26 protein-coding genes are annotated in these 25,971 nt (G+C 59.7%); 10 read left to right on the top strand and 16 right to left on the bottom strand.

Translation table 11 applies throughout. The features are described from left to right. Positions 1 to 11: 11 nt before the first annotated feature. From leuC to E4021_RS09735, 4 genes are all read right to left on the bottom strand, one after another. Entirely contained in the window at positions 12 to 1,400 is a 1,389-nt protein-coding gene (gene leuC, locus E4021_RS09750) for a 3-isopropylmalate dehydratase large subunit (RefSeq protein ID WP_136458859.1), read from the bottom strand. Positions 1,401 to 1,637: 237 nt separating this feature from the next. Further along, the gene (locus E4021_RS09745) at positions 1,638 to 2,027 is read right to left on the bottom strand and encodes a c-type cytochrome (protein WP_136458857.1); all 390 of its coding nucleotides are present in this window, start codon (positions 2,025 to 2,027) and stop codon (positions 1,638 to 1,640) included. After that, complete coding sequence (locus E4021_RS09740) at positions 2,003 to 3,457, bottom strand: PQQ-dependent sugar dehydrogenase (protein ID WP_136458855.1); 1,455 nt, start codon at positions 3,455 to 3,457, stop codon at positions 2,003 to 2,005. The genes E4021_RS09745 and E4021_RS09740 overlap by 25 nt, the downstream gene beginning before the upstream one ends. Positions 3,458 to 3,616: 159 nt before the next feature. Further along, positions 3,617 to 4,771: a 2-isopropylmalate synthase gene (locus tag E4021_RS09735; RefSeq protein WP_136458853.1), complete on the bottom strand. Its 1,155-nt coding sequence runs from the start codon at positions 4,769 to 4,771 to the stop codon at positions 3,617 to 3,619. Positions 4,772 to 4,973: 202 nt separating this feature from the next. Between E4021_RS09735 and E4021_RS09730 the strand changes: the two genes are divergently transcribed. After that, complete coding sequence (locus tag E4021_RS09730) at positions 4,974 to 6,530, top strand: hypothetical protein (protein ID WP_136458851.1); 1,557 nt, start codon at positions 4,974 to 4,976, stop codon at positions 6,528 to 6,530. 214 nt (positions 6,531 to 6,744) lie between these two features. Continuing rightward, a complete protein-coding gene (locus E4021_RS09725; RefSeq protein WP_136458849.1) occupies positions 6,745 to 7,824 on the top strand; it encodes a glycosyltransferase WbsX family protein in 1,080 nt (359 codons plus the stop codon). A gap of 23 nt (positions 7,825 to 7,847) precedes the next feature. Here E4021_RS09725 and hemA read toward each other — a convergent pair whose 3' ends face one another. The 5 genes from hemA to E4021_RS09700 all read right to left on the bottom strand — a co-directional run bounded on the left by hemA (position 7,848) and on the right by E4021_RS09700 (position 13,455). Next, positions 7,848 to 9,080 carry a glutamyl-tRNA reductase gene (gene hemA, locus E4021_RS09720; protein WP_136458847.1) on the bottom strand — a complete coding sequence of 411 codons (1,233 nt, stop codon included), beginning with the start codon at positions 9,078 to 9,080 and terminating at the stop codon, positions 7,848 to 7,850. Between the two features lie 160 nt (positions 9,081 to 9,240). Continuing rightward, positions 9,241 to 10,170, bottom strand: coding sequence for a calcium/sodium antiporter (locus tag E4021_RS09715; RefSeq protein ID WP_136458845.1), 930 nt, complete (start codon positions 10,168 to 10,170; stop codon positions 9,241 to 9,243). 3 nt (positions 10,171 to 10,173) lie between these two features. Continuing rightward, positions 10,174 to 11,481, bottom strand: coding sequence for a 1-acyl-sn-glycerol-3-phosphate acyltransferase (locus tag E4021_RS09710; RefSeq protein ID WP_136458843.1), 1,308 nt, complete (start codon positions 11,479 to 11,481; stop codon positions 10,174 to 10,176). 62 nt (positions 11,482 to 11,543) lie between these two features. Continuing rightward, the gene (lpxK, locus tag E4021_RS09705) at positions 11,544 to 12,611 is read right to left on the bottom strand and encodes a tetraacyldisaccharide 4'-kinase (protein WP_136458841.1); all 1,068 of its coding nucleotides are present in this window, start codon (positions 12,609 to 12,611) and stop codon (positions 11,544 to 11,546) included. 73 nt (positions 12,612 to 12,684) lie between these two features. Further along, on the bottom strand, positions 12,685 to 13,455 hold the full coding sequence (locus E4021_RS09700; protein ID WP_168797545.1) for a hypothetical protein: 771 nt from the start codon (positions 13,453 to 13,455) through the stop codon (positions 12,685 to 12,687). A gap of 55 nt (positions 13,456 to 13,510) precedes the next feature. Between E4021_RS09700 and hemH the strand changes: the two genes are divergently transcribed. The 3 genes from hemH to E4021_RS09685 all read left to right on the top strand — a co-directional run bounded on the left by hemH (position 13,511) and on the right by E4021_RS09685 (position 16,252). Next, positions 13,511 to 14,593 (top strand): ferrochelatase, encoded by a 1,083-nt coding sequence (gene hemH, locus E4021_RS09695; protein WP_136458837.1) that lies wholly within the window; start codon positions 13,511 to 13,513, stop codon positions 14,591 to 14,593. Next, the gene (bioD, locus tag E4021_RS09690; protein WP_136458835.1) at positions 14,590 to 15,216 is read left to right on the top strand and encodes a dethiobiotin synthase; all 627 of its coding nucleotides are present in this window, start codon (positions 14,590 to 14,592) and stop codon (positions 15,214 to 15,216) included. The genes hemH and bioD overlap by 4 nt, the downstream gene beginning before the upstream one ends. A 100-nt stretch (positions 15,217 to 15,316) precedes the next feature. Further along, complete coding sequence (locus E4021_RS09685) at positions 15,317 to 16,252, top strand: glycosyltransferase family 9 protein (protein ID WP_246050265.1); 936 nt, start codon at positions 15,317 to 15,319, stop codon at positions 16,250 to 16,252. On the opposite strand, the gene E4021_RS09680 is transcribed toward E4021_RS09685, so the two are convergent. Then, complete coding sequence (locus E4021_RS09680) at positions 16,220 to 16,615, bottom strand: DUF4783 domain-containing protein (RefSeq protein ID WP_136458831.1); 396 nt, start codon at positions 16,613 to 16,615, stop codon at positions 16,220 to 16,222. The two genes, E4021_RS09685 and E4021_RS09680, sit on opposite strands and share 33 nt — an antisense overlap. A 249-nt stretch (positions 16,616 to 16,864) precedes the next feature. Between E4021_RS09680 and rplS the strand changes: the two genes are divergently transcribed. Further along, entirely contained in the window at positions 16,865 to 17,212 is a 348-nt protein-coding gene (gene rplS, locus E4021_RS09675; protein WP_136458829.1) for a 50S ribosomal protein L19, read from the top strand. A gap of 87 nt (positions 17,213 to 17,299) precedes the next feature. On the opposite strand, the gene E4021_RS09670 is transcribed toward rplS, so the two are convergent. Beyond that, positions 17,300 to 17,866, bottom strand: a complete 567-nt coding sequence (locus tag E4021_RS09670; RefSeq protein WP_211096997.1) for a LutC/YkgG family protein — start codon at positions 17,864 to 17,866, stop codon at positions 17,300 to 17,302. Further along, positions 17,863 to 19,233 carry a lactate utilization protein B gene (locus E4021_RS09665; RefSeq protein WP_136458825.1) on the bottom strand — a complete coding sequence of 457 codons (1,371 nt, stop codon included), beginning with the start codon at positions 19,231 to 19,233 and terminating at the stop codon, positions 17,863 to 17,865. Before E4021_RS09665 ends, E4021_RS09670 begins: the two co-directional genes overlap by 4 nt. Before the next feature lie 299 nt (positions 19,234 to 19,532). On the opposite strand from E4021_RS09665, the gene E4021_RS09660 reads away from it, so the two are divergent. The 4 genes from E4021_RS09660 to E4021_RS09645 all read left to right on the top strand — a co-directional run bounded on the left by E4021_RS09660 (position 19,533) and on the right by E4021_RS09645 (position 22,522). Then, positions 19,533 to 20,549: a hypothetical protein gene (locus E4021_RS09660; RefSeq protein WP_136458823.1), complete on the top strand. Its 1,017-nt coding sequence runs from the start codon at positions 19,533 to 19,535 to the stop codon at positions 20,547 to 20,549. Between the two features lie 67 nt (positions 20,550 to 20,616). After that, positions 20,617 to 20,940, top strand: coding sequence for a hypothetical protein (locus E4021_RS09655; protein WP_136458821.1), 324 nt, complete (start codon positions 20,617 to 20,619; stop codon positions 20,938 to 20,940). After that, entirely contained in the window at positions 20,940 to 21,584 is a 645-nt protein-coding gene (locus tag E4021_RS09650; RefSeq protein ID WP_136458819.1) for an O-methyltransferase, read from the top strand. Before E4021_RS09655 ends, E4021_RS09650 begins: the two co-directional genes overlap by 1 nt. A 71-nt stretch (positions 21,585 to 21,655) precedes the next feature. Continuing rightward, positions 21,656 to 22,522 carry an alpha/beta fold hydrolase gene (locus tag E4021_RS09645; RefSeq protein WP_136458817.1) on the top strand — a complete coding sequence of 289 codons (867 nt, stop codon included), beginning with the start codon at positions 21,656 to 21,658 and terminating at the stop codon, positions 22,520 to 22,522. A gap of 59 nt (positions 22,523 to 22,581) precedes the next feature. Here the strand turns inward: E4021_RS09645 and E4021_RS09640 are convergent, their stop codons facing one another. From E4021_RS09640 to cobA, 4 genes are read right to left on the bottom strand one after another with little or no spacing between them, the layout of a single operon-like run. After that, positions 22,582 to 23,616 (bottom strand): NAD(P)/FAD-dependent oxidoreductase, encoded by a 1,035-nt coding sequence (locus tag E4021_RS09640; protein WP_136458815.1) that lies wholly within the window; start codon positions 23,614 to 23,616, stop codon positions 22,582 to 22,584. A 43-nt stretch (positions 23,617 to 23,659) separates the two neighbouring features. Beyond that, positions 23,660 to 24,346, bottom strand: coding sequence for a phosphoadenylyl-sulfate reductase (locus E4021_RS09635; protein ID WP_136458813.1), 687 nt, complete (start codon positions 24,344 to 24,346; stop codon positions 23,660 to 23,662). Between the two features lie 2 nt (positions 24,347 to 24,348). Continuing rightward, positions 24,349 to 25,155 (bottom strand): precorrin-2 dehydrogenase/sirohydrochlorin ferrochelatase family protein, encoded by an 807-nt coding sequence (locus tag E4021_RS09630; RefSeq protein ID WP_136458811.1) that lies wholly within the window; start codon positions 25,153 to 25,155, stop codon positions 24,349 to 24,351. Between the two features lie 17 nt (positions 25,156 to 25,172). Next, on the bottom strand, positions 25,173 to 25,967 hold the full coding sequence (gene cobA, locus E4021_RS09625) for a uroporphyrinogen-III C-methyltransferase (protein WP_136458809.1): 795 nt from the start codon (positions 25,965 to 25,967) through the stop codon (positions 25,173 to 25,175). Positions 25,968 to 25,971: the final 4 nt, after the last annotated feature.

Raw genomic sequence — 25,971 nt, 5'->3', positions numbered from 1 at the left:
TAAATGGTACATCAATGCAACTCCCGAACGTCCACAATCCGGCCACTCACCGCCGCAGCCGCTGCAGTAAGCGGGCTCGCCAGTATGGTTCGCGCGCCCGGGCCCTGGCGGCCCTCGAAGTTGCGGTTGGAGGTGGATACGCAGTAGCGGCCCGCGGGGATCTTGTCTTCGTTCATGCCCAGACAGGCCGAGCAGCCCGCGCCGCGGAACTCAAATCCGGCGTCGGTGAAGACACGATCCAATCCCTCGGCGATGGCCTGTCGCGCCACCTGCTGCGAGCCGGGCACCACGATACCCGTAACGTTTTCGTGGATTTTTTTGCCTTTGATCAGTCCGGCGGCGAGGCGCAGGTCTTCCACCCGGCTATTCGTACAGGAGCCGATAAAGACATAGTCGATGGGCATACCTTCCATCTTGTTGCCGAGTTCCAGGCCCATGTATTCCATGGATTTCTTGAGCGTAGCCTGACCGTGAATTTCACTTTCAGTGGGGATCCGTTCGGTGACGCCCATACCCATGCCGGGATTGGTGCCGTAGGTGATCATCGGCGGGATGTCTTCGGCGCGGAAATGGTACTCGGCGTCGAATACGGCATCGGCGTCGGTGGGCAGGGTGCGCCAGTATTTCACTGCGGCGTCCCATTCGGCTCCCTGGGGGGCAAATTCGCGGCCTTGCATGTAGGCGAAGGTGGTTTCATCCGGTGAGATTAGGCCGCCGCGCGCGCCCATTTCAATGCTCATGTTACAGATCGTCATCCGCCCTTCCATGCTCAGGCGCTGGATGGCCGTTCCGGCGTACTCGACAAAATGGCCCGTGCCCCCGCCGGTACCCAGTTGGGAGATGATGTACAGGATGATGTCTTTGGCAGTCACGCCGGGCTGCAAATCGCCGTCGACGCTGATGCGCATCTTTTTCGGCTTTTCCATAAGTACGCACTGGGTGGCCATGACCTGTTCTACCTGACTGGTCCCGATGCCGAACGCAATGGCCCCGAAGGCCCCGTGGGTACTGGTGTGGCTGTCGCCGCAGACCATGGTGATGCCCGGGCGGGTGATGCCGAGTTCGGGTCCGATCACGTGCACGATCCCCTGGTAGGGGTGGCCCAGTCCGTATAATTCCACGCCGAACTCTTCGCAGTTGGTGGTCAGCATGTTGACCTGCTTGCGGCTCAGGGGCTCGGCGATGGGCTTGTCCTGGTCTTTGGTCGGCACGTTGTGGTCGGCGGTTGCCACGATGCGGTCGCGGCGAAAGATCGGGATGCCCCGCTGCCGCAATCCGTTGAAGGCCTGCGGACTGGTCACTTCGTGAATGAGGTGTTTGTCTATATAAAGGACCTGCGCGCCGCCGGGTACCGAAGTAACTACGTGGGCGTCCCAGACTTTATCGAAGAGGGTGGGCATGACGATTTTTGCTTTGTGGGGCAAAGATAACAAGCAAGGCCACTCCGACGGTTTCGCCGCCGCGCGGACCGGTTTCTTGATAATTACCGGCTTGGCCACTCGCGGACCCCGTCAGCTGCTCTTACGATCCGTGACCCTATCGCATACAGGGCATGAGGGCGGCGCGCCGCGTGTCCGATATACTGACAAGGGGCCGTGCGGGTCGGTACCGCCGTGATTTCGTTGCCGGGTGCGGGGTCAGCTTTCCGATTCCGACCGCTTGGCTTGCTTGCGCAGGTAGGCTACGTAGTCAGCAATTTGTGCCACCTCCTCATCGGTCAGTACGGCTTCGTCGAAGGCCGGCATAACCCCGGCACCGTGACGGATTTGCCAGCGGACCAGGAATTTTGGCAGGGGCTTGTTAATAATTGAGGGCCCGACAGCAGAACGGCCTCCCGGGTGGCAGGAACCGCATTTGTTGTTGAACATTATCCGCCCGGCCTGGAGGTCCTCCGTCGGCATTTCGACCACCTCGGCCAGGGGCCGGGTGCGCGGCACCGTGCAGCCGGTGAACAGGTAGGCTACGATGAGGATCAGGCAGCCGGTTGTGATGGCCAGACGGTTCATGGCTCCTTGCTTATTTTCCATACCACTCCGGTCTTCAACCGCGGCTTGGCGCCGCGCCGTTTATCCGTGGTCACGATGCCGAAGTCGACTACGTAGAGCGCGTCGTCGTTCGGACCGAAAGTGACGGCGATCGGTCGTTCCAGGCCACCCGTCCTCAGCCGGCTCGCCGGGGCGTTTTCGTCTCCGCGGTTCACCGCGAAAGGCTCCACGATGCCAGTCTCCGGATCCACGCGTACCACCTGATAACCCACCGGGGAAAGCGCTTTGCCCACCACGGGAGCCAGGTCGCCAAACAGGGCGACGAAGGCCTGTCCGCCAAAACCAAAAGCGTCGCTGTGTGCAAAGTCCATCCCGGTGGCGGAAGAATGCACGCCGAATCCGGCAACGGGGCGCGGCGGCTCTCCGGGATCCTGGGCCAGTACGCGTTGTGGTTTGTTCTTTCCGGGAAATTCGAGGGCGGCAACGGGTATTCCCTTGTAGTAGTCCGGCCAGCCGTACCACTTTCCACTTTCTATTTTCCACAGGAGATCGCCGGTGCCCCATAGGGGCCGACTGCCCCGCACGTCGTACATATTGTCGGTAACGAAGAGCTCGCCGGCCGGCGAGAAGGCCATCCCGTAGGGGTTACGCAGCCCCCAGGCGACTACCTCCAGCGCCCCACCCTCCTGCGGCAAGCGCATGACGGCTCCGTTGCAGGGCACACTGCCCCGGATGAGTTCGCCGGGGGTAACGGCCTGGTTGTAGGGCGAGTATGGCCCGGTGACCGCCTGATCGCCGGTTGCTTCGGTCAGTACATTATCAGTGGTGTAATTGTAGGCCCGAACGGTGATGTCCTCACAGGGGATGTCGTGGAAATCCCGGTAACGATTCAGCCAGCCGTAATCGGCGTTGTCCACCCCCACTACGGCGGAGTTGGTTGCGGTGCCCTGTCCGAAATAGACGTAGCCATCCCGCACCACCGGGCCATTGGTGTGGTGGTCGCCATAACTGGGTAGGCCCGAGACCAGCGTCTCCGCGGTACCGTCTTTTCCGACTTTCAGGATTTTGCCCCCACGTAGCTGACCTCCTTCCGCGATATAAAAGTGGCCACCGGAGAAGGTTACCCCGTTCCAGGGCCCGTTGTCGGTGCCGGCGTAGATGACCGATGTGTCGCCCGAAGGATCGAGGCGCAGGAGTTTGGGCTGCAGGAAGATCTCTCCGTAGGCGTAACCGGATTCAACAACGTGGGGAATGCCCTCCTCATCAAAGGTCAGGTCCGTTGGGAAGGTCAGGCCGGATGCCACAACCTCGATCCGGTACCCCTCCGGCAACCACACGTCCGCCGGTCTCACATACCGCTGCCGGGCAGTGTAGGCGATCTGACCGCCCCCATCCGAGGGGAGCATGCCGTAACACCCCTGCAAGAGCAGGGCCAGGGTGAGGATCAGGCTGAAAGGAACGATGTGCTTCATGGGGGTCCTACCAAATATAGGGAACTACCCGATCCGCACGGTTACCCGTACCAACTTACTTTGCTTTACGGGCCGTACCCGGCACCCGCATGTACTGGCTAATCTGCCAGCAGGCTTTGTGCTTGGGCTCCGCCCCGCTTACCAGGCTGGAGGATTAGGTCAGGCCGCGACGCCTTTCATCAGTTGCTCGAGGTCGGAGTCTTCCACTTCCTTCTTCGCGTCGGCGATACTTAGAAACTCCTGGTATACCTCGTCGAGTTGAACTTTGGTGAGGTTGTAGCCGAGGTTCTTGAAGCGGTAGGCCAGGGCCGCGCGACCGCTGCGGGCGGTCAGCACAATTTTTGACTGGTCCACGCCCACTTCCGCGGGGTCGATGATCTCGTAGGTATCGCGCCGCTTGATCACGCCGTCCTGGTGGATGCCGGAGCTGTGGGCGAATGCGTTGTCGCCGACAATGGCCTTGTTGGGTTGTACCATCATGCCCATGCTCTCGCTGACCATGTGGCTGGTTTCGAGGAGCAGTTTCGAGTTGACGTTGGTGTACAGGCCGAGGGCGGGGTGCTGCCGCATGATCATAACGACTTCCTCCAGCGAGGTATTGCCGGCGCGCTCACCGATGCCGTTGATGGTGCACTCGATCTGGCGGGCTCCATTCTGGGCACCGGCAATGGAATTGGCGGTAGCCAGTCCGAGGTCATTGTGGCAGTGGGTACTCAGAATGCAGTTGTGGATGCCGTTGACGTTGTCGCGGAGGTAAGCGATCTTCTCGCCGTATTCCTGCGGGAGGCAATAACCGGTGGTGTCGGGGATATTCAGCACGGTAGCCCCGGCGTCGACCACGGCCTGGATGACGCGGGCCAGGAATTCATTGTCGGCGCGGCCGGCATCTTCGGCGTAGAATTCCACATCTTCCACGTAAGTCTTGGCGTGCTTCACGGCCGCTACGGCCCGCTCGATGATCTTGTCGGGCGTGGTGCGCAGTTTGTACTGGATGTGGCTGTCGCTGACGCCGATACCGGTATGGATGCGCGGGCGGGCGGCGGATTTGAGTGCTTCGGCAGCTACGTCGATGTCGTTCATGACCGCGCGGGTGAGGCCGCAGACGACCACGTCCTTGACGGTCTTGCCGATCTCAACTACGGATTTGAAATCGCCGGGGCTGGAGACGGGGAAACCGGCCTCAATCACGTCGACCCCGAGCAGTTCGAGCTGTTTGGCGATGATGACCTTCTGTTTGGTGTCCAGCTTGCAGCCGGGGACCTGCTCGCCGTCGCGCAGGGTGGTGTCGAAAATATGTACTTGGTTCGTATTCATACCTGAGTCGGGGCAGTTGATTGGGCTTATTATATCTTTAGGGCTATTCTAACAGAAAGTAGTCGATCTCATAAAAATAACGCTTCCCCGGCGGAAACGGGGGTCTGCGACCTTACTTAATCTACCGTAATGTTACGTGGGTGCCCGAGCGATTGTTCTGCAATACCCTGGCCTACAGTAACTTACTGAAACAGTTTATACAATGCCTAAGCAGAAGACCGACGACTTACTGAAACTAGTAGCTTCCCTGAACCGCGCCGAGAAGCGTCACTTCCGCCTTTTCGTCAAGCGCAACCAGCAGTCAAACTCGGAAATCCTCTTCCTTCAGCTCTTCGACATCCTCGAGCGCACCGGCGAATACGACGAGGCATACCTGCTTAAGCGGATCGAAGGTATAAAAAAGTCGCAGCTGAGCAACCTCAAGGCGCACCTCTACAAACAACTGCTGACCAGCCTCCGCCTGCTGAACCGCAATAAAGACGACGAGATCACCCTGCGGGAGAACCTCGATTACGCCCGCATCCTTTACAATAAAGGCCTCTACCGGCAGGCGCTCGACATTCTAGACAAGACGAAAAAACGGGCCACCGAGCTCGAATCCCACACCATTGCCCTGGAAACGGCGCAGTTTGAGAAACTGATCGAGGGCCAGTACATCACCCGCAGTTTGGAGGGCCGGGCCGAACAGCTCAGCCGCGAGTGCGAGGTGCTCACCCACAAGATCGACGCCACCAACGCCTTCAGTAACCTGTCGCTGCGGCTGTACGGACTCTACCTCACCGACGGACTGGTAAGCAGTGAGGAAGAATACACCGCGGTGGGCAAGTTCTTCCACGATAACCTGCCGGGCACCGACTTTGAAGACCTGGACTTCTGGGGCAAAATCTACTACTGCCAGAGCTACACCTGGATGCACCTGATCCGCCAGGAATACGCCCTGTGCTACCGCTATACCCTGCGCTGGGTCGACCTCTTCCGTGAGAACCCGAAAATGATCGAGGCCAATGCCCCACTTTATCTGAAGGGGCTGCATAACCACCTGGCCACCCTGTTTAACATGTGGCGATACGACAAATTCATCGCCGAACTGCACAAACTCGATCTTTTTCCACACCAGTTCGACCTGACCAACAATGTGAACGTCGCCGGACTTTACCACCTCTACCAGTTCGATCACCAGATCCGCCGCCATTACATGGAGGGCACCTTCAGCGAAGGCCTCGGACTGGTGCCCCAGATCATGGAAGTAATCGAGGACAACCGCTATAACTGGGACGACCACCGGCATATGGTCTTCTATTATCGCATCGCCTGCCTTTACTTCGGCGCCGGAGACAACGATACGGCCATCGATTACCTCAACCTGATCATCAATCAACGCAGCCCCAACTACCGCTCCGACATCCAGGCCTACGCCCGTATCCTGAGCCTGATCTGCCACTTCGAGATGGGCAACGTGCAGCTGGTCGAGTACCAGGTGAAAAGCGTTTACCGCTTCCTTTCCAAAGTGGAGCATCTGCAGGAGATCCAGCAGATCATCTTCCGCTTCCTGCGGCGCATTCCCCGGATCCGGGAGGAAGACCTGCGCGACGAATTTATTGAGCTAAAAGCACGGCTCGACGAGGTTGCGAAGAAGCCATTCGAGACCCGTCCCTTCACCTACCTCGACATCCCCAGCTGGCTGGAATCCAAGATCGAGGGCGTTTCCGTGCAGGAGGTCATCCGTCGGCAGTTTGCGGAGAACCGGCAGATGGCGTAAGGGATAAAAATCTGGAGTTGGAATGGTAAACTGAATTGTCACACTGCGCAACGGGTTCGTTGTTCCAACAAGTGAGGGTTTGATTTACCGTACATCCGCAAACGACCGGAAACCCAACGTATATTAAAGAATAGTGATATATGAGTCTTCTTCCCAGTTAACCAGGTACGTAGTTCACACCGCCCTGTTCCATTAAACGATCACATTTACTACCATGAAGATTAGGCCTTTAGCTATTCACTTGCCACAATTTCATCCAATTCCGGAGAATGATGAATGGTGGGGGAAAGGCTTTACTGAATGGATAAATGTAGTGAAAGCGAAGCCAAAATTTCCAGGGCACTACCAACCTCACCTACCAGCAGACTTAGGCTTCTATGATCTCCGACTAGTTGATACCATTCGCTTGCAGCATCAGTTAGCTCGGGATTATGGGATCCACGGCTTTTGCTATTATCATTACTGGTTTCAGGGGAAAACACTTCTAGAGACCCCCCTCAATCTCCTTTTAGAGAAGAAGGACATCGAAGCAAACTATTGCATTTGCTGGGCGAACGAAAATTGGACAAGACGATGGGATGGACAAGACGATGACATCCTGATTCAACAGCAATATTCATTAGAGGACGATAAACGTCATTTCCAGTACTTACAACGCTTCTTCGATGATAACCGATACATCAGAGTCGACGGTAAGCCTTTATACGTAGTGTATCGAATCGAACTCATTCCTAACATCAAAAAGACGGTTGAAGTATGGAGGCAACAGTGCCGGGACCTTGGAATAGGTGAAATCTATTTGCTATTTGTTGACAAAAGCACCACTCTTGTTGACCCCGAAAGCTTTGGTTTCGATGCTATGATTGAATTTCAGCCTAATTGGAAAAAGGTTGTTCGGGATAAGGGATCGCTAACTAAAAGGTTACTTCACAAGTTGAGCATCCGTTCTTCCGTATTTAGTGAAAACAGGGTAGTTGATTACCAGGATTACGTAGTAAAGATGTTGTCGTCGCCCAAATCCCCTTTCAAAAGTTATCCTTCAGTTTTTCCGATGTGGGACAACAGCGCTAGACGAAAGAGCAGTGCAACGATTTTTTATGGATCTACCCCAATGAAATACGAGTCCTATCTCACACAGGTGATCAGTAACTTTGAACCTTTTTCGGAACAAGAAAACTTTGTATTTATCAACGCTTGGAACGAGTGGGCCGAAGGCAATCATCTAGAACCTTGTCAGCGGTGGGGCAGAGCCTATTTAGAAGCAACAAAATCTTCTTTGTCACCGTACCTATAGCCTTTAATCGTTACTATTGGCATTCACCGCACCACCGCCTCACGGGCCACCTGCATGGGAATACCGATGCAGCGCTTTTCCATGTAGGTCATCATGCGGTCCATGAGTTCGCGGGTCTCGGGATCGAGATCGGCGAGTTCCTTGCGGAAGATCTTGTTGACCGCCGTATGGCGCACTTCCTTGATGCGCTGGGGTACCTCAGACATGGCGCGCTCGATGAGGCGGGTCTGGTAAAGGGTTTCGGTTTCGGTCAGGTGGCGGGCGATGATCGACTGAGCTACCTCGATCTCGCGGCGGCGGAAATCCATATTCTGCTCCGCCAGGCTGCGTAGGTGCTCGATGGAGATGTAGGTGAAATCGGAGCCTTGCACGGTCTCTTCCGCTACGTCTGCGGGTACGCCCAGGTCCACCACGATCTTTCCGGCGGGCGATTCGCCGGCCAGTAAGGCGGAGAAGCGCTCGGGCGTGATGGTAGCCGTAGAGGCAGCGGTACAGACAAACAGTACGTCGAAGCCCCCCGTGTAGGTGTCCAGTTCATCAAAGGCCAGGGCACTTCCGTTCGCAAAGCCGGCCGCCAGTTGACGGGCCCGGGCGGGGGTGCGGTTGGCGACGGTCACATTATCGTAACCCTGCTTGCGCAGAAACTTGGTGACCAGCACGTTGGTCTGCCCCGCCCCCACGAGCAGGATGCGCGACTTGCGGCTGGGGGCGTGCCGCTGCAATTCCTGCATGGAAAGCGAAACGACGGAAACCGACTTTTCTCCAATGCGGGTATTGGCGTAAATATCCTTGGCGGCCAGTACGGCCTGGTTTGTAATGATGCGCAGGTCGTCCCCGATGAGGCTCCATTCGCGGCAGCGCTCCTGGCATTCGCGGAGCTGCCCCAGGATCTGCCGCTCGCCGACCACCAGTGAATCGATGGAACCGGCCACTTCATAAAGGTGCTTGATAGCGCGCAGGCCCGACAGGTGCCGCAGATGACTCAGGCCGGCAATGGGCTCGGCCAGCAGATTTTGCTTGAATGCATCATCAACGACCTGGTCCGAAGTAAAGAGCAACAGCAGACGGTTGCAGGTGGAGGCGTAAAAGACCTCGTTTACCATTCCTTCGTCCTTCAGGCGGACAAGACGATCGCGTAGTTGGTCCTGCCCTTCAAACGCGGCAACCAGCTCGCCGATCTCCTTGAGTTTGGCATTGCGGTGGGTAAGCGTAAGAATGTGAAAATGCTGCAGCATAGATGGGGTCGAAACGGCCACAAAGATAAATTACGGTAAAAACGATTCTGTCACACGGGAGTAGAATTACCTGCCCACGCAAGCACCGAACCACGATAACGCCAGGACCGTAGCCATAGCCGCACTACCATACTGGAAAACAATCGTGCTGAGATACTACCGTAACAACATTATGAACCACCTACCCCGCCTCCTGGATTATCGCCGAGAAGTACCAAGCGTAAAACAAAAGTAAAACGTAGCCTTCCCACCGGGTGATCTTGCGATTGTTGCTCATCACGCCCAGTAGAATTGTCATGACGATCATGAGCGGAAGGTAGACGTCGATTATGTTGTCCGGAATGACCAACTCCCCGAAAAACCGTGGAATGGCCATGACGATGAATGTATTGAAAATGTTGGAGCCCAGGGCATTGCCTACGGCGATCGACGCCTTGCCCTTGCGGGCCGCCGCCAGACTTACCGCCACTTCAGGGAGGCTGGTACCTACGGCCACGGCCGACAAGGCGATGACCGCGGGAGCGATGTCCAGCATCGCGCTGATCGTCGTAATCGAGGATATCACATAGGTAGCCGAGACACTGACCAGGGCCCCGCCCAGCAGCATGAGCAGGTAGTCTTTGACGCCCGCCGGGGGCCGGTCCTCCTTGTCCGGTCGGTCCTGATCCTTCAGACTGTAACCCAAAAAGATGACGATACCGCCCAGGAAGAGGAAGCACTCGAAGTAGGACAAGCTGCCGTCCATCACGGCGAAGTAAAGCAAGAAGGCACTGCCCCAGAGGAAGGGGATGTCGATGTGCCACAGGTTGTACTCGAGGTCGATGTTACGTACCACCACCGCCGTGAGCCCCAACACCAGGGCGATGTTCGTGATGTTGGAGCCGACCACGTTTCCTACCACGATCTGGCTGGCCCCCTCCAGCACCGATACGATGCTGGTAGCCAGCTCCGGCAGAGAGGTGCCGAAGGCCACGATCGTCACACCGATGATGAAGGGGCTGATGCCCAGAGACAGTCCGATGCGTTCGGCCGATTCCACGAAGCGGTCGCTAGACCACAGCAGTACCGCGATCGCAACGACGAAAATGAGGATCTGAATGCCTAATTCCATGGATTACGACATCGTGGCCCGGGAAGTGGGGGAGGACATAGAAGCCTCCCACTCCGGCAACCGGCCCATGAGTGAATCCCGCAAATTCTGCAGACGCCCGTCCGCGCTGCGATCGCCCCCGAAGCGGGCGGCCCAGAAGGGACGGTAGGTAACCCAGTACCGGAGGGCGAACAGTCCCGATACGGGCAAGCTGAGCAGGTACAGCCAGCCGATCCCCCCGGGGTAGATCCAGTTGAACAGGAGGGTTTGCAGGAGGTAGAAGATGGGCAGGAGGATCCAGGAACCGAGGGTCAGTACCGTGGCCTTATAACCCCGGTCTACGCCCAGGGCCTTCCACGCCGCCTGGATGGCAAGGATCCACGGCAGGTGATTGAGCCAGCCGTAAAGGAACAGGGGCAGCGCCAGGATCAGTCCGGGCGAGTAATTGCGCCGCGGGTGCGCACTGAAGGCGAGGTCCGACCGCCCCGTCTGCCTGAGCAGCTCATCGTATTCGGTAGCCAGCGCACACAGTTCCGCACGCTCTTCTTCGGGTATACCGCGTAGCCACTCCAGAATGGCTTTGGTGCGGAAGTGGTGGGCCGAGACGCGCAGGGGCTGATCGGCCTGCACGCTGCGCTCGATCCGGCGCAGGCACCGTTCTTCGGACTTGTCGCGGGTATGGATGAGCAGGTCCTGCATCCGTTCGCTGAGCAGATTGGTGAGTCCGCGCACGGCCCGCATGGGGCTCTTCTCGTAGGCCTCCCGCCATTCCGCGGCCACGATCGGCTCGCCGTAACGGGTAAAGGCCCGGCTGAAGGGGCTGGTGGGGCTTTCGTAGTTGATGCCCACGGGCTGCAGGGTTACGCCGAGTTGCCAGTTGTTGCGCGATTCGGCTTCCAGGGCCAGACTGGCGGCGCCGGCCTTGATCTTGCGCAGCTTGCGCTCGAGTTCGGAGTAGGCCTCCGGGGCGATGTACATGATTTTGCCGGATTCCAGGGCCTGGAAGGTGCGGTTGAACACCTCATCCTTACTGCCCTTGTCGGCCCCGGCCTCCTTGTCCTTGGCGCGCGCCACGGGAATGCAGAATGGGTCGATGATGAAGGCCATCACGGGATTGAGCCACAAGCCGGCATTGGCCAGGAAGTAGGTCTGATAGTCCAGGTGGATGCCCGCCATCAGGGGGTCGGCCAGGGTGTTGGGGTGGTTGCCGCAGAGCAGGGTCGGACCCGGATGATTGGCGTAGGCTACGCCCTCCGTTTCCATCGACGGATAAAAAATCCGCAGCATCCAGCGGCTCAGGAAGTGGAGGAGCCAGAAGAAGGGCTTGGACATAGCAGTTGAGTAAGGGGCTGCAAAGTAGGAAAATCCGCGGGGGCGGGGGTGGCTCTTCCGGATCAGGCCCGGAAATTAAGCAGGTATTCCCGCACCAGTTCGTTGAAGGCCTCCCCCTCCCCGAAGAGGAACTTAACCTCCAGCGGCAGCACGAAAACGGGCAGCTTTTCCGCCTCGATCAGGGGGCGGTACACCTCCAGGCGCGTAGCGTCCTTCTCGGTGGTAATGATGGCCCGGTGCCGGCCCTCGAGTTCGGCGAAGCGACGCTGGAGATTGCCGATGTCGTTGCCGGTGAAGTAATGGTGGTCAGCGTACTCCAGGCTCTTGACCGTTCGGGCGGCGGTGCGCAGGTGCTGTAACAGGTAGTCGGTGTTCGCAATGGCCGAGATGAGCAAAACGTCGATCCCTCCCTCCATCCGCAGGCGGTACCGATGGTCGAGCAGGTAATATGGGGCACCGTATTCGTAGTAGCTGAAGAAAACGCGCTGGTGCTCCAGGGGCCGGATCTCCTCGATGAGGGCGTCGGCGGCCACGCGGTCGAGATCGGGTGGGCACTTGCTGACGATGATCACGTCGGCGCGCTCGTAGCCGCTGCGCCACTCCCGCAAGCGGCCGCTCGGCAGGAGATAGTCGCGGGTGAAGGGCAGTTCGTGCTGGGTCAGCAGGATGTTCATTCCGGGCTGCACGGCCCGGTGCTGGAAGGCATCGTCGAGCAGCACCAGCTGGGTATCCGGACGCCGGCCCACGATCTCGGGGATGGCGAAGGCACGCTCTTCGGCCACCGTGACGGTCACGTCCGGAAACTTGCGGGCGTACTGCAGGGGCTCATCTCCCACCTCTTCTACCTTCATATCGGGGCGCACCACCAGGAAGCCCCGCGTCTTGCGCCGGTACCCGCGACTCAGGGTGGCCAGGTTCAGGTAAGGATCGAGCAGGCGGATCAGGTATTCGATGTGCGGCGTCTTGCCGGCCCCGCCCACCGAAAGGTTGCCCACGCTGATCACCGGCACGGAGAAGCGGATTCCGCGCATGATCCCGCGCCGGTAGGCCCAGTTGCGGAATCCCACGCCCACCCCGTACAGCAGCGAGACGGGGGCAAGTAAGAGCTTGGCTACGGTAGAATTTACCACACGCGGTTGGGGTCGGATGACGGGAAAACACAAAGATCAAGAAAATTCGCAGGGCGGACCGGGCACGCCCCCCTCAGACAGCGTAGAAGAACCGGCCCCGGCCCGTGAAACCAAGAATGCCCTGCACTACCAGCAACGCGGCACCCGCGAGCCCCGCCCAAAAGATCAGTGGCGCATCACGTTGCTCCACGGCGACGGCCACCAATGCCCAGGCTACCGTTCCGGCGTATATACCGTCGTTGTGCCCGCCCAGGAAGGCACCCAGGTTGATGAGCACGACAATCAGGCCCGTGGCGATGTAGATTGCGGTTTGCGGTGCGAAATCCACGCCCATCTGCTGCAGGGCCAGTGCGGTGGAAATGACGGTAGCAGCACTGATCCAGCCCAGGTACATGGATGGTCCGAAGTAGGTCCACCCATACTGCGGACTGCCCACCTCACGGACATGCGCCCGCAGGGAAACGTAAGCCCCGATGAGGGCCACCAGATGCCAGAGCAGGTCTACGGCACCCCACAGGTAATTGCTGCCGAAACTGATCGGCACGAAGGCAATACTCGCCAGCCCGGCCAGAAAAAGGAAGCGATAGGCGCGCAGGAGGTGGGGCGTGCCCCCGGAAACCCGCAACTGCAGGGCCGAAAAAAGGATCATGCCCGTGAAGATCACCCCCCAGATGCTGAAGCCGTAACCCGCGGCGTCAACCCGCGTATCCGTACCGTCGGTGAACTGGTCCTGCGAAACGTCGAGCAGGATCGGCAGGTAATTGGCCAGTGGCACCAACAGGAAGGTGATCAGGAGAATTATGCGCCAGGTACGCAGCGAGGAGGCCATGGGTAGTTTTAGCATACAACCGAAAGGCGGCTGCGGGGTTAGTACCACATACCCATAAATTGCTCTTTCTATGCCCCTCCAGTCGCACTACGGTAAGCAGGGCGTGCTCCTCGTCAACCTCGGCACCCCGGACGCCCCCACCCCTTCGGCCGTCAACCGTTACCTGGGAGAGTTCCTTACCGACCCGCGCGTGATCGATAACCTCCCCAGCGTGGCGCAGCAAGTGCTGGTCCGGGGCATCATCGCACCCGTTCGCTCGGGCATCGTCAATCCCTTCAAGGCCGGTGGCTCCACGAAATTGTACCAGGAACTCTGGACGGAAAACGGCAGCCCCCTGAAGTATTACGGAGAGGTAGTGGCCGAACGGGTAGCCGAAGCCCTCGGCGACGATTACAGCGTGCGGCTGGCCATGCGCTACCAGAACCCCAGCATTGAAGCTGCCCTGACGGAATTGCTGGCCGAGCAGGTATCGGGCATTCTGGTCTTCCCCCTCTTCCCCCAGTACGCCAGCGCTACCACCGGATCGGTGCACCAGGAAGTAATGCGCATCCTGTCTCGCCGGCAGACGATTCCGCCAGTACAATTCGTCAATTCTTACTACGAGCAGCCGGAACTCATCCGTGTCTTTGCCGACAACGCCCGCGACCTGGGCGACCTGGACCAGTACGACCACATCGTGTTCAGTTACCACGGACTGCCGCAGCGCCAGCTGAAAAAGGCCGACGACTGCAACCACTGCTACGTCGTGGAGGGTTGCTGCAACAGCATCTCCCGGGTGAACCAGTTCTGCTACAGCGCCCAGTGCCACGCCACCACGCGGGCGATCGCCGCCGAACTGGGCTTCGAGCCCGACCGCTATACTACCAGCTTCCAGAGCCGACTGGGCTTTGACGACTGGGCCAAGCCCTATACCATTGACGTGCTGGAAGAATGGGCCAAGGAGCGGGGCGCGAAAAAGATCCTTTGCTTCAGTCCGGCCTTCGTGGCCGACTGCCTGGAAACCACGATCGAGATCGGCGTGGAGTACCAAGAGGAATTCCACAAATGGGGCGGTGAACGCATCGACCTTGTCCCCAGCCTCAACGACGATCCCCGCTGGATCAACGCCCTGGCCTCCATGATCCGCTCCGAAACCAGGGAAACGGTAGCATGAATAAAGGATACTTTGTCAGCGGGATTGGTACCGAAGTAGGCAAGACGGTAGCCAGTGCCTACTTGCAGCTGGCCCTGGACGCCGACTACTGGAAGCCCGTGCAGGCCGGTGACCTGGACTTCGGCGACGCCGATCGCGTGCGCTCGTGGACGGGCCTGCCCGCCAATCGCTATCACTCCGGACGTTATCTCCTGCGTACGCCCGCCAGTCCGCACTACGCGGCCCGCCTCGACGGGGTATCTCTGCAACTGCAGGATTTCCAACTTCCCGATACCGGACCACGCCCGCTTCTGGTAGAGGGGGCGGGTGGCTTACTGGTCCCCCTCAACGAGACACACTGCATGATCGACCTGGCCGCTCATCTCGGTCTGCCGGTCATTCTGGTTTCCCGGCACTACCTGGGCAGCATCAACCATACCCTGCTGAGTATTGAAGTGCTTCAGTCCCGCGGCGTGGAACTGGCCGGGATCGTCTTCAACGGCGACAATCCGGAGTCGGAGCGCATCATCATCCACCTGTCGGGGGCCCGGGTGCTGGCGCGTTTGCCGGAATTGCCGCGGATCGATGCGCCGACGCTGCAGCGACTGGTTGCGGACACTCCCCTAACTTTGCCTCCCTCCTAACTCCTCCGACATCGCGCATTTCGAAGCCCCCATCAAGGTCCTGATCGTCCGCTTCTCCTCGATCGGGGATATCGTGCTGACCACTCCGGTCATCCGCTGTGTGAAGAGGCAAACCGGTGCGGAGGTACACTTCCTCACCAAGGCGGGCTTCGCCGCCACCCTGCGGAACAATCCCTACGTGGACCGTCTCTGGACCATCAAAAAGGACATATCCGAGGTCGCCGAGGGGCTGATGAACGAGAACTTCACCCACCTGATCGACCTGCACGGCAACCTGCGCACCCTGGAACTGAAGCAGCGCCTGCGCTGGGGCCTCCTGCTGCGGGGCCGGCGCCCGCCCCGGGTGAGCACCTTCGACAAACTGAATTTCCGCAAATTTCTCCTGACCCGCTTCAAGCTGGACCGGATGCCGGCCCGGCACATCGTCGACCGCTACCTGGAGGCCGTGGCCGGACTATCGGTGACAAACGACGGCGGGGGGCTTGACTACTTCATCGCCCCGGAGGAGGAGGTAGCGGCACCCGAGCGGCCTTACGTCGCCTTCGTCATCGGTGCGGCCCACGCTACCAAGCGGCTGGAGGAGGAGCAGATGAAGGAAATCTGTAAGCGACTGCCCGTGCCGGTGATCTTGCTGGGTGGGCCGGACGAGGCGGAAACGGGGGAACGCATCGCCGCCACCGGCGACCACTTGACCAATGCCTGCGGACGGTACTCCCTGAACGGTTCGGCGGACCTGGTGCGGAAGGCGGCTGTGGTCATTACCCACGATACGGGCCTGATGCACATTGCCGCGGCTTACCGCAAGCCCATCGTGAGCGTGTGGGGGAACACGGTGCCGGCCTTGGGCATGTATCCTTATTTGCCGGACGGACAGGCCCAGACCCTGGCTGAGGTTCCCGGATTGCCTTGCCGGCCCTGTTCGAAGATTGGTTATGCCGCCTGTCCGCAGGGGCATTTTCGCTGCATGCGGGAGCAGGACCTGGCGGGCATCGCGCGGGCGGCCCTACTCGCGGTCGAAACGCAGTTCCTGGAGTAGCATGCGGTCGCCTTGCTTGGCGACGTAGATGTATACGCGGAAGGCACCTGAGCTGGTGGCAAGGTTGCCGATGCAGTATTCGGCGTTGTCGGACTTGGAGGAGCCCTGGTGGACCTGACTGAAGCCGGAGGGCTTGTTAGCGGCAAAAAAGGCTGCCAGTTTTTGCTTGGCCTGATCGCGGGAGTAGAGGTTCTCGTCCTGCAACAGGCTGAGTTCAACCTCCGTATCCATCAGGGAAGCGAGGGCTTCGGTATCGCCTTTGCCCAGGGCCTGGGTGATGGCACCGAGCGATTGGGCGTCAGCCGAGTCCGTAACCAGCAGGGGCGTCAGAAAAATGGCCAGGATGAGGAGGAGAGATTTCATAACTAGAGGATAGATGGAACATTAAACGTCCCGGATGTCGATAGGGTTAATATGGTCCCGTTAAAGTAACGCATGACCATTAAACGTTCGGCAAGTTATACATCTGACGTTGTTAACAGATAAAGTAACCCGGCATCGGCCAGTGTTTTGCACGGCGGCTTATAATTTACTGCGCGGTGTGGTTTGTCGTTTGCCGGAATTAATCTTACCTTTGCGGGCCGCAACGAGCGGTATAAATCTAAAGAAGCCATGGACGCCATCTCCTTCGTACACGAACAAGTCAGCAAAAAGAAAGAATTTCCCGCCTTCCGCGCCGGTGACACCGTCGTGGTCGACTACCTCATCACTGAGGGTGAAAAGTCGCGGATTCAGCAGTTTCGCGGCGACGTGATCCAGATCAAGGGAGAAGGGCTGACCAAGACCTTCACCGTCCGCAAGATGTCCAACGGCGTTGGCGTCGAGCGTATCTTCCCCATGTCCTCCCCCAGCATCGACAACATCACCGTCGTAAAGCACGGCAAGGTGCGTCGCAGCCGCCTCTTCTACCTCCGCGATCGCGTAGGTAAGAAAGCCCGTATCAAGGAGCGTCGCGTCTAAACCACGCCCCAAGGCACCAGCTCTCGGAAGCCCGGCCCTCTGCACAGCGGGGGCCGGGCTTTTGTCATGTCTGCCCGGATGAGATGATCAGCGCAGGCAGACGACCAGGCTGCGCGGCCCGTGGGCACCGATGACCAGGCTTTGTTCGATGTCGGCGGTCTTGCTCGGCCCGGCGATGAAGACGCCAAATCCGGTGGCCGCGATGTCGATCCGCCGGTATGCTTCATGCATGGTGCCCACCAGGTCTTTCCGTTCCAGCACCAGCAGCAGGTGCTGGGTGATGAACGGCAGCACCCGGTGCACAGCCTCCGCCTCGCTCACCCACATGGCACCGTTTTCCGCCACGCCCAGCCGGGCGGGAAGGACGGCCAGATCCACTCCAGCCAATTGGAGGGGGTCGTCGATGGCCAGCAGGTCGAGGGTGCCGTCGATACCGGCCACCGTGGATACGATGGTCCGGGCCCCGCTCCCCTTTACGTAATCGAGCAAATTCTGGGGCGCAACGAAGGTCGCCTTGCTGGCGGCGAGCACCTCGCGAAAGGCCTCCTCCCACCCCGCGGGATCCGGAGACGGATCGGGAGGCAAGTTGGGCAGGCGACGCGGCGCGGGTTTGGCGTCGCGGATCTGCTGGAGTATGGTCGTCTTGCTGCTCACGCCGGCGGATTTTGGGTACGGGCGTACCACTGCTTGAAACTCTCGCGGGGTATTTCCGGCAATTCCCGGCTCTCCCCCCAGGCATTGAAGCGGTGGTAAACCGCGGCACGCGGGGCCAGGCGGAGGGCCGTGCGGGCGGCCTGCCCGACGAAATTATAGAGCGTATCGTGCCGCAGCACGGTGCCGGCACCGAGCAGGGGCAGGCGTTTCGCGGCTCCGAGGTGACCTTCGGCGCTCACGATCTGCCGCCACTTGTAGAGCTGTTCGTGGATGTCGATCTTGACCGGGCACACGTCGGAGCAACTGCCGCACAGGGTGGACGCGAAGGCCAGATCGCCGTGCTTTTTAAGGTCGATGCCGGGGGAGAGGATGCTGCCGATGGGCCCGGGGATGGTATAGTCGTAGCTGTGCCCGCCGCTGCGCCGGTAGATCGGGCAGGTATTCATACAGGCACCGCAACGGATGCATTTGAGGCTGTTGCGGAAATCCTCCCGGCCCAGCTGGGTGGTGCGGCCGTTGTCCACGATCACTACGTGCATTTCCCCGCCGGGCTTGGGCCGGTGGTGATGGCTGGTGTAAATGGTGACCGGTTGACCGGTGGCGCTCCGGGCCAGCAGCCGGGTAAAGACACCCAGGTGCTCGGCGCGGGGGATGATCTTCTCGATACCCATGCAATGAATCTGGACCGGCGCGAGGTGAACGCCCATATCGGCGTTGCCCTCATTGGTGCAGACCACGATACCGCCGGTTTCGGCGATCGCGAAGTTGACGCCGGTAATGGCGGCCCGGGCCGCCAGGAATTTTTCGCGCAGGTGTTGGCGGGCGGCTTCGGTGAGGTACTGCGGATCGCTGGCCCCCGGCTCGGTGCCCAACTTCTCGTGGAAGAGCGCTCCGATCTCCTCTTTCTTGAGGTGGATGGCCGGCATCACGATGTGACTGGGCGGTTCGGACCGGAGCTGAATGATGCGCTCCCCCAGGTCCGTATCCACCACCTCCACGCCCTGGGTCTCGAGATAGTCGTTCAGGCCGCATTCCTCGGTGAGCATCGATTTCGACTTCACGATGCGATCGACGCCGTGGTGCTGCAGGATACCGTGGACGATGCGGTTGTGCTCCTCTGCGTCGGTGGCCCAGTGGACGATCACCCCGTTGGCGGTGGCCCTTTCCTCAAATTCTTCCAGGTAGGCGTCCAGGTTACTTAAAACGTTGTCCTTGATGTCGGAACCCAGTTGCCGCAGGGATTCCCACTCCGGGATCCCGGAAATGCTCCCGTCCCGCTTGGATCGTACGTGCCACAGGGAGGCATCGTGCCAGTCGGTGCGGGCTTCGTCCAGCAAAAATTTGGCGGCGCGGCGGGCGTGGGTCATGGCTGAAAGATAGGCAGGGACCGGCGATCGGGCATACGGCTGTGTCGGGGTCCCGATCAGGTTGACAATGGCTTCTGTTACTCCTTTTTGTCGCGCGCGCGGGTGCAATGCGGGCCGGAATGCGGGCTGGGTCTGGCACCCGGTAGGGATATACGGATCGAAAACTTTAACATTTTTTGGTAATACTTACCCGTGACCAGGCGTTTAGTAATCCGTCTGACGAACAAACAGACACATCTGGGTCGCCCGGCCGTTGCACCATCTTTTTCCGGGAGGCCCGTCACCAAACCAACGCCCCTATGGCAACTTACCAGAATAATCCTGATCCCAAGTTCACCCCGGCTCCCAAGCCCCAGAAAAACCGCACCCCGCTCCTGGCGGGCATCATCGCGGTACTGCTTATCGCCCTTGCCGTTCTCGGCATCAGCTTCATGAACCGGGGCACCGAGAATGCCCAGCTCTCGACCGAGCTCGTAGAAATGGAGCAATTCAAGGCCCAGGCTGAAAAGCAGTACTACGAGTCGCTGGCGGAACTGGAGGAGATGCGCGGCAGCAACGAGGAACTGAATGCCCTGATCGATCAGCAGAAGGAGGAACTCCGCCTGCAGAACGAGAAGATCACCAGCCTCACCCGCGACAGCCGTAACCTGGCCGCCGCCCGCCGTGAGCTTGAGGACCTGCGTAGCAAAACCACCGGTTACCTTGCCGAGCTAGAAGAGCTGCGCCAGAAGAACGAGCAGCTTACCCAGGACCGTGATCGGATCGCCAACGAGCGCGACCTGCTGAGCAGCGACCTCCAGGTGAGCCAGCAGACCAACGAGCAGCTCAACAGCGAGCGGGCCGTACTGGTCAGCGAGCGCGAGCAATTGGCCAACCGCAATAACGAACTAAGCCGCAAGGTGAACGTCGCCAGCGTGATCAAGACCAACAACATCACCGCCGAAGGCCAGAAGCAGCGCAACAGCGGCCGCTGGGTAGGTCGTACCAACGCCAAGAACGTCGAGCGCCTCTACATCTGCTTCAACAGCCTCGACAATGCGGTTGCCACCACCGGCGAAGAGACCTTCCAGATGCGTATCGTCAACCCCAACGGTGAGACCATGAGCATCGAAGCCGAAGGCAGCGGTGTACTGACCACCGACCAGGGCGAACAGGTACCCTACACCAAGAGCGTACCCTTCGACTTCCAGGGCGATGCCGCCAACCACTGCGCCGAGTGGAACGTACCCGGCCAGGAATACCTCGAAGGCACCTACACCGTGGAGCTTTACAACAAAGGCTTCCTGGTAGGCACCACCGAACTGGAACTGAAGTAACCCCTTCAGGTCTTAAAATGCAAGAGGGCCGTCTCCCGTTGGGGGGCGGCCCTCTTATCTTTACGGCGTGAACCTCGCCAACTCCACCGCCCTTGACCTCCTGCGCCGCGACTTTCCCCTGCCACCCGGTGGGATGACTGAAGCCGAATTGCTGGACTGGCTGGCCGACCGCATTGCCGGGCTCCTGCGGACCCGCCCCGAATACCTCATGAGCCTCTGCTATACCCTCGATCTTGATGAGGGGGAGGTAAGCCGGGCCCTGTCGCCCGCTGCCACCACCGAAGCCCCCCACCGGGCACTTGCGCGCCTGCTCTACGAACGACAGTGCCGCCGCGTGGCCACCAAAAAATCCGTTTCCACGGAGCCGCTCACCGATCCCAACGCCTGGTAATGGCGTGGCGCGACCGTATCGATCCGCAGTCGGAATACGCCGGGGCCCTTAGCGGTCCGGTGCCCGACTACCTGAGATACGTGGAACGGCAAACCCACCTGAAGACACTGGCGCCGCAGATGATGAGCGGTCAACTGCAGGGACGGTTGCTGGCGCTCCTTTCCCGCTTGCAAAGTCCGCGCCTGATCCTGGAGATCGGCACCTTCACCGGCTACGCCAGCCTTTGTCTGGCCGAGGGGCTGGCCGACGATGGGTACCTGCACACCATTGAAGGGGATGCGGAGGCGGCCGTCATGGCCCGCCGGCATTTTGCTCTTTCCCCCTTTGCGGACCGGATTATTCTCCACGAAGGGCAGGCACGAGCTATTCTGGAAGATTTGCCGGGGCCGTTCGACGTTATCTTTCTCGACGGCGACAAGCGGGGTTATCCCGACTATTATCCACTGCTCGTAGAGCGGCTCGCGCCGGGCGGACTGCTGTTGGCCGACAACGTCTTGTGGGACGGTAAGACCGGCCGCGCTACCGGCGACGTCACCGCGCGTAAACTCAAGGAATACAACCAGTTGGCCTTCGACGATCCCCGTATGGAGGTGGTCATCCTCCCCATCCGCGATGGGCTGTCCATTAGCCGCCGGAGAGACTAAACAAGCAAAGGGCGTATTGACATATATTATTGAATATGCTATTCATATTCACAAATTAAAGATTGCCCTTTATGCTATTTATCAATACGACCGACCAGAAGTCGGGAAAAGAAGTCAAACTCCGCTACCAGGAATATGGTACCGGCAAACCCGTTGTTTTCATCCACGGATGGCCACTGACGGGAGACATGTTCGAATACCAGATGGAGCCCCTCAGCCGGGAAGGTCTGCGGTGCATCGCTTACGATCGCCGCGGCTTCGGACATTCCTCCAAAGTGGGTGAAAGCTACAATTACGATACCCTGGCCGACGACCTTAACGCCGTGCTTACGGAACTCGATTTGCACGACGTAACCCTCGTAGGATTTTCGATGGGCGGTGGTGAAGTGGCCCGCTATATCGGCAAGTATGGCCAGGACCGCGTTTCGGCCGCCGTGCTGATCAGCGCCGTTACGCCCTTTATGCTCAAAACCGACGACCACGAAGGCGTGGAATGGAAGGTCTTTCAGGGCATGATCGACGGTATTCGGAAGGATCGGCCAAACTTCCTCGCCTCCTGGGCCAAGAATTTCTACGGTGTTGGACTGCTCAACCACCCGGTGAGCGATGAGTTCCTCTCCTGGACGCTGGGTATGGCCCTCACCGGCTCCAGTCGGGCCGCCATCGACTACATCGAGGCCTTCGGAAAGACCGATTTCCGCAACGACCTGAAGAAATTTACCGTTCCCACCCTGATCATCCACGGGGAGGAAGACAAGATCGTTCCGGTAGAGGTCGGCGGCGATGCGACTCACGAAATGCTACCCAACGCCATCTACCACAAATACGACGACGCCCCCCACGGTCTGTTCTATACCCACCGGGAGCGGCTCAACCGCGATATCCTGTCCTTCGTACGCTCAAAGGCAAGCGTGGACCGGAAAATCGACGTGAGCTAGCCACAGGGCAAGCGACAAAAAAACCGGCCGTCCCCGAGGGGGCGGCCGGTTTTTGCGTTTTAGGCGGTCACCGAGGCTTCTTCCTCCTTCGGGAGGCCTTCCACACCGTTAACGGTGGTGTACTTGAAGCTCAGTTTTTTGTCCGGGTAGATGTAACTGAAGGCAGACTGTACCGCCATGGTGCCTTCGTGGAAGCCACAGAGGATCAGCTTCAGCTTCCCGGGGTAGGTATTGATGTCGCCGATCGCGTAGATGCCCGGCACACCGGTACTGTAGTCGCGGGTGTCCACCTCGATGGCGTTCTTGTCGATGGTCAGGTTCCAGTCGGCGATGGGCCCCAGCTTGGGCGACAGACCGAACAGGGGCACGAAATCGTCCACTGCCACGACCACCTCTTCGCCGGTCTTGTGCTTCACGGATACGCCCTGCACGCGGTCGGTGCCGACGATGCCCACCGCTTGTGCGTTGGTGATCAGGTTGACCCGGCCGGACTGCGCCAGCTCGTGTACTTTCTCCACGCTGTCGAGGGCTCCGCGGAAACTGTCGCGGCGGTGAACGAGGGTTACCTCACTGGCTACGTCGGCCAGGAAGATGGTCCAGTCCAGGGCCGAATCGCCGCCGCCGGCCAGCAGAACGCGCTTGTCGCGGTAGACTTCCGGATCGCGAATCACGTAGGCTACGCCGCGATCTTCAAACTTCTCGATATTCGGGATGGGTGGCTTGCGGGGTTCGAAGCAGCCCAGTCCGCCCGCGATACAGATAACCGGCGCTTCGATGACCGTGCCGCGGCTGGTGATCAGACGGTAGCGCTTTTCCCCTACCTTTTCCAGGTGCTCGGCCCGTTCGCCAAGGGTAAATCCGGGGTTAAAGGGCTTGATCTGTTCCATCAGGTTGTCGACGAGTTCGCCGGCCAGCACGCTGGGATAGCCGGGAATGTCGTAGATCGGTTTCTTGGGGTAGATCTCGGTGAGCTGGCCACCGGGTTGGCCGAGGCTGTCGACCAGGTGGCAACGCAACTTCAGCAGGCCGGCTTCAAAGACGGTAAACAGTCCGACGGGCCCGGCCCCGATGATCAGTATATCAGTGGAAATCATGTATAGATCTTTTTAGGTCAGTTAGATTGGTTCGCCACCCCGGCTAGAGGTGCAGGCCACACTCATCCTTATCGGTGCCCGCCCAGCGTCCGGCGCGTCCCTGCCCGGGTTTGGTACAGTGGGTACAGCCTATGGAGCCGTAGCCCAACTCTTCCAGCGGGTGGCGGGGCAGCTTGTCTTTCTCGAGAAGATAGAGAAACTCTCCCTCCTCAATGTCGATAAGCGGATGGAAGTGAATGAGTCCGTCCACTTCTTCAAAGATTTCCATGGCCGCACGGTTCATCGTTTGGTAGCTGTGTACGCCCGACATCCATACGCGGTGGCGTTCCTTGACCGCCTTCAGGGGCATCACCTTATTGTAGTGGCAGCAGCGGCCGGGCTGGCTTTCCCACATGCGGGTCTCGCGGGTCAGCGCGTTGCGGGCCGGTTCGGGCAGTATCTCCACTACTTCCAGCCCCGTCAGCTTGGCCAGGGTATCCTTATAGGCGAGGGTCTCGGGGAAGTGGTAACCGGTATTCAGTATGTGCACCTTCTGGGCGGCGTTCGCGCGGCTGACGAGGGTCAGCATCACCACCGACTTGGTACCGAAACTGGAAGTGAACAGTACCTGGTTGACCGGAAAGTAGTCGTACAAACGCCGGATACGCTCCTGAAAATCGAGCGTGGCAAATTCTTCATTCAGGGCCGCCAGATCAAAGGTGACGGCGGTCTCGGAGTGGGGTAAACTCATCTTCAATTCAAGTTTTCACTACCGCTGCCGTCCGTAGGGGGCGGGGACGCGGGTGCAATATCATTTGGTTGTGCAGCGGCGGAGGCCAGTAGGCAACCACCCGGTGGACAGCGGCGGGGACCCGAACCGGCCAGGGCAAGTAAACCACTGGTGAGCGTATTGAGTTCGCGCACCTTCGAGCCAAAGTCGCCCGTTAGCCGATCCCGGAAGACCTTCAGGTTGTCGATCAGTGCGGTGGTTTCCGCCTCGGGCAATTCCGCCTCCAGCCACTGCCGGAAACGCTTGGCAAAGGTAGGGCTCTGTCCGTTGGTGCTGATGGCCACCTTGAGGGGCCCCCGGGTGACGATGCTTCCGAGGTAGAAGTCGCAGAGTTCCGGCGTATCGGCGATGTTAGCCAGCCGCCGCTCTGCCTTGGCGGCCTCCCATACGCGGCGGTTCACTTCAGAAAAGTTGGTGGCGGCTACGACCAGGTCTACCGATTTTACGTCGTCCGGGCGGAACTCCCGCCGGTACCAGCTCACGCGCCCCCCCGCCGCGGTATGCCAATGCACGTCCGGGCGCTCAGTAGCCGGAGCCGCCGACCCGGGACCAGTGGATTCGCCCGGCACCCGCGCGCCAGCGGCCGCCTCGTACCCGTCAAGCAGATGCCGCAACTCCTCGCCCATCCAGGGCGCAACTACGGTTACGCGGGCGTTGGGACTGCTTTTAAGGATGAAGCTCAGTTTCTCTTCTCCTACCTGTCCGGCACCGACCACGAGCATCTCCAGCCGATCAAGACGAAAAAATGCGGGGTAAAGGGGGTTATTCATAGTGGATGGACCGTGGCTTATGAAAGGGTGGCGCTGACCTCCTGAATCGTCCGGGCAAGGGAGGTCTGCGATGGAAAATCTGCGTGCTGTCGGACCGTCTCACCCAGTACAATCAGACCCGGGCCGCGGTCGCGTTCGGCGGCTACGCGGGCGGAGATGTCGTTCACGGTACCGACCCAGCAGCGCTCGTTGGGGCGGCTGCCGTTCTGGATCACCATAGCGGGCAGGTTGCCACGTCCCTCGGCGTCCCAGAGGGCGCAGATCTGGTCCAATCGGCCCAGTCCCATCAAAATGATGACGGTGGCTCCGGACCGGGCGGCCCGGAACAAGTCTTCGCTCAATCCACCGTCGCGCGTATGGGCGGTGATGACCCAGAAGCTGTCGGCGTACCCACGACTGGTCGGGGCTACCCCCTGCAATTCCGGCAGGCTGATGCAGCTGCTGATGCCGGGCACCACCTCTACCGGGATGCCGTGGGCTTCGGCGTAAGCCTTTTCTTCCTGTCCGCGACCGAAAACAAAGGGGTCGCCCCCCTTCAGCCGTACCACGTGACCGTATTCCCGGGCGGTGGAGACGAGCAGGGCGTTGATTTCCTCCTGTTTCTTGTAGTGGCAGCCGGCCCGCTTGCCGACGAAGATGCGCTGGCAGTGGCTGGGGGTTTCGTTCAGCAGTTCATCGCTGCTGAGGGCGTCGTAAAGCACCACGTCGGCGGTGGCCAGGGCGCGCAGGCCTTTGCGGGTAATCAGATCGGGGTCGCCGGGCCCCGCCCCGACCAGGGTAATGCGGGCGGTGTTTTGCTGGAAGGCTGGCATGCGC

The organism is Neolewinella litorea (genome assembly GCF_004803465.1).
Classification (GTDB): domain Bacteria; phylum Bacteroidota; class Bacteroidia; order Chitinophagales; family Saprospiraceae; genus Neolewinella; species Neolewinella litorea.
Note: the sequence above shows the minus strand (reverse complement) of the source record. Positions and strands in the feature narration are given on the sequence as shown.

Bases quoted from the DNA above. Each gene is read 5' to 3' on its own strand.
- leuC (WP_136458859.1), bottom strand. From the start codon at position 1,400: ATGCCCACCCTCTTCGATAAAGTCTGGGACGCCCACGTAGTTACTTCG.
- E4021_RS09745 (WP_136458857.1), bottom strand. From the start codon at position 2,027: ATGGAAAATAAGCAAGGAGCCATGAACCGTCTGGCCATCACAACCGGC.
- E4021_RS09740 (WP_136458855.1), bottom strand. From the start codon at position 3,457: ATGAAGCACATCGTTCCTTTCAGCCTGATCCTCACCCTGGCCCTGCTC.
- E4021_RS09735 (WP_136458853.1), bottom strand. From the start codon at position 4,771: ATGAATACGAACCAAGTACATATTTTCGACACCACCCTGCGCGACGGC.
- E4021_RS09730 (WP_136458851.1), top strand. From the start codon at position 4,974: ATGCCTAAGCAGAAGACCGACGACTTACTGAAACTAGTAGCTTCCCTG.
- E4021_RS09725 (WP_136458849.1), top strand. From the start codon at position 6,745: ATGAAGATTAGGCCTTTAGCTATTCACTTGCCACAATTTCATCCAATT.
- E4021_RS09715 (WP_136458845.1), bottom strand. From the start codon at position 10,170: ATGGAATTAGGCATTCAGATCCTCATTTTCGTCGTTGCGATCGCGGTA.
- E4021_RS09710 (WP_136458843.1), bottom strand. From the start codon at position 11,481: ATGTCCAAGCCCTTCTTCTGGCTCCTCCACTTCCTGAGCCGCTGGATG.
- E4021_RS09700 (WP_168797545.1), bottom strand. From the start codon at position 13,455: ATGCTAAAACTACCCATGGCCTCCTCGCTGCGTACCTGGCGCATAATT.
- hemH (WP_136458837.1), top strand. From the start codon at position 13,511: ATGCCCCTCCAGTCGCACTACGGTAAGCAGGGCGTGCTCCTCGTCAAC.
- bioD (WP_136458835.1), top strand. From the start codon at position 14,590: ATGAATAAAGGATACTTTGTCAGCGGGATTGGTACCGAAGTAGGCAAG.
- E4021_RS09680 (WP_136458831.1), bottom strand. From the start codon at position 16,615: ATGAAATCTCTCCTCCTCATCCTGGCCATTTTTCTGACGCCCCTGCTG.
- rplS (WP_136458829.1), top strand. From the start codon at position 16,865: ATGGACGCCATCTCCTTCGTACACGAACAAGTCAGCAAAAAGAAAGAA.
- E4021_RS09665 (WP_136458825.1), bottom strand. From the start codon at position 19,233: ATGACCCACGCCCGCCGCGCCGCCAAATTTTTGCTGGACGAAGCCCGC.
- E4021_RS09660 (WP_136458823.1), top strand. From the start codon at position 19,533: ATGGCAACTTACCAGAATAATCCTGATCCCAAGTTCACCCCGGCTCCC.
- E4021_RS09650 (WP_136458819.1), top strand. From the start codon at position 20,940: ATGGCGTGGCGCGACCGTATCGATCCGCAGTCGGAATACGCCGGGGCC.
- E4021_RS09645 (WP_136458817.1), top strand. From the start codon at position 21,656: ATGCTATTTATCAATACGACCGACCAGAAGTCGGGAAAAGAAGTCAAA.
- E4021_RS09640 (WP_136458815.1), bottom strand. From the start codon at position 23,616: ATGATTTCCACTGATATACTGATCATCGGGGCCGGGCCCGTCGGACTG.
- E4021_RS09635 (WP_136458813.1), bottom strand. From the start codon at position 24,346: ATGAGTTTACCCCACTCCGAGACCGCCGTCACCTTTGATCTGGCGGCC.
- E4021_RS09630 (WP_136458811.1), bottom strand. From the start codon at position 25,155: ATGAATAACCCCCTTTACCCCGCATTTTTTCGTCTTGATCGGCTGGAG.
- cobA (WP_136458809.1), bottom strand. From the start codon at position 25,967: ATGCCAGCCTTCCAGCAAAACACCGCCCGCATTACCCTGGTCGGGGCG.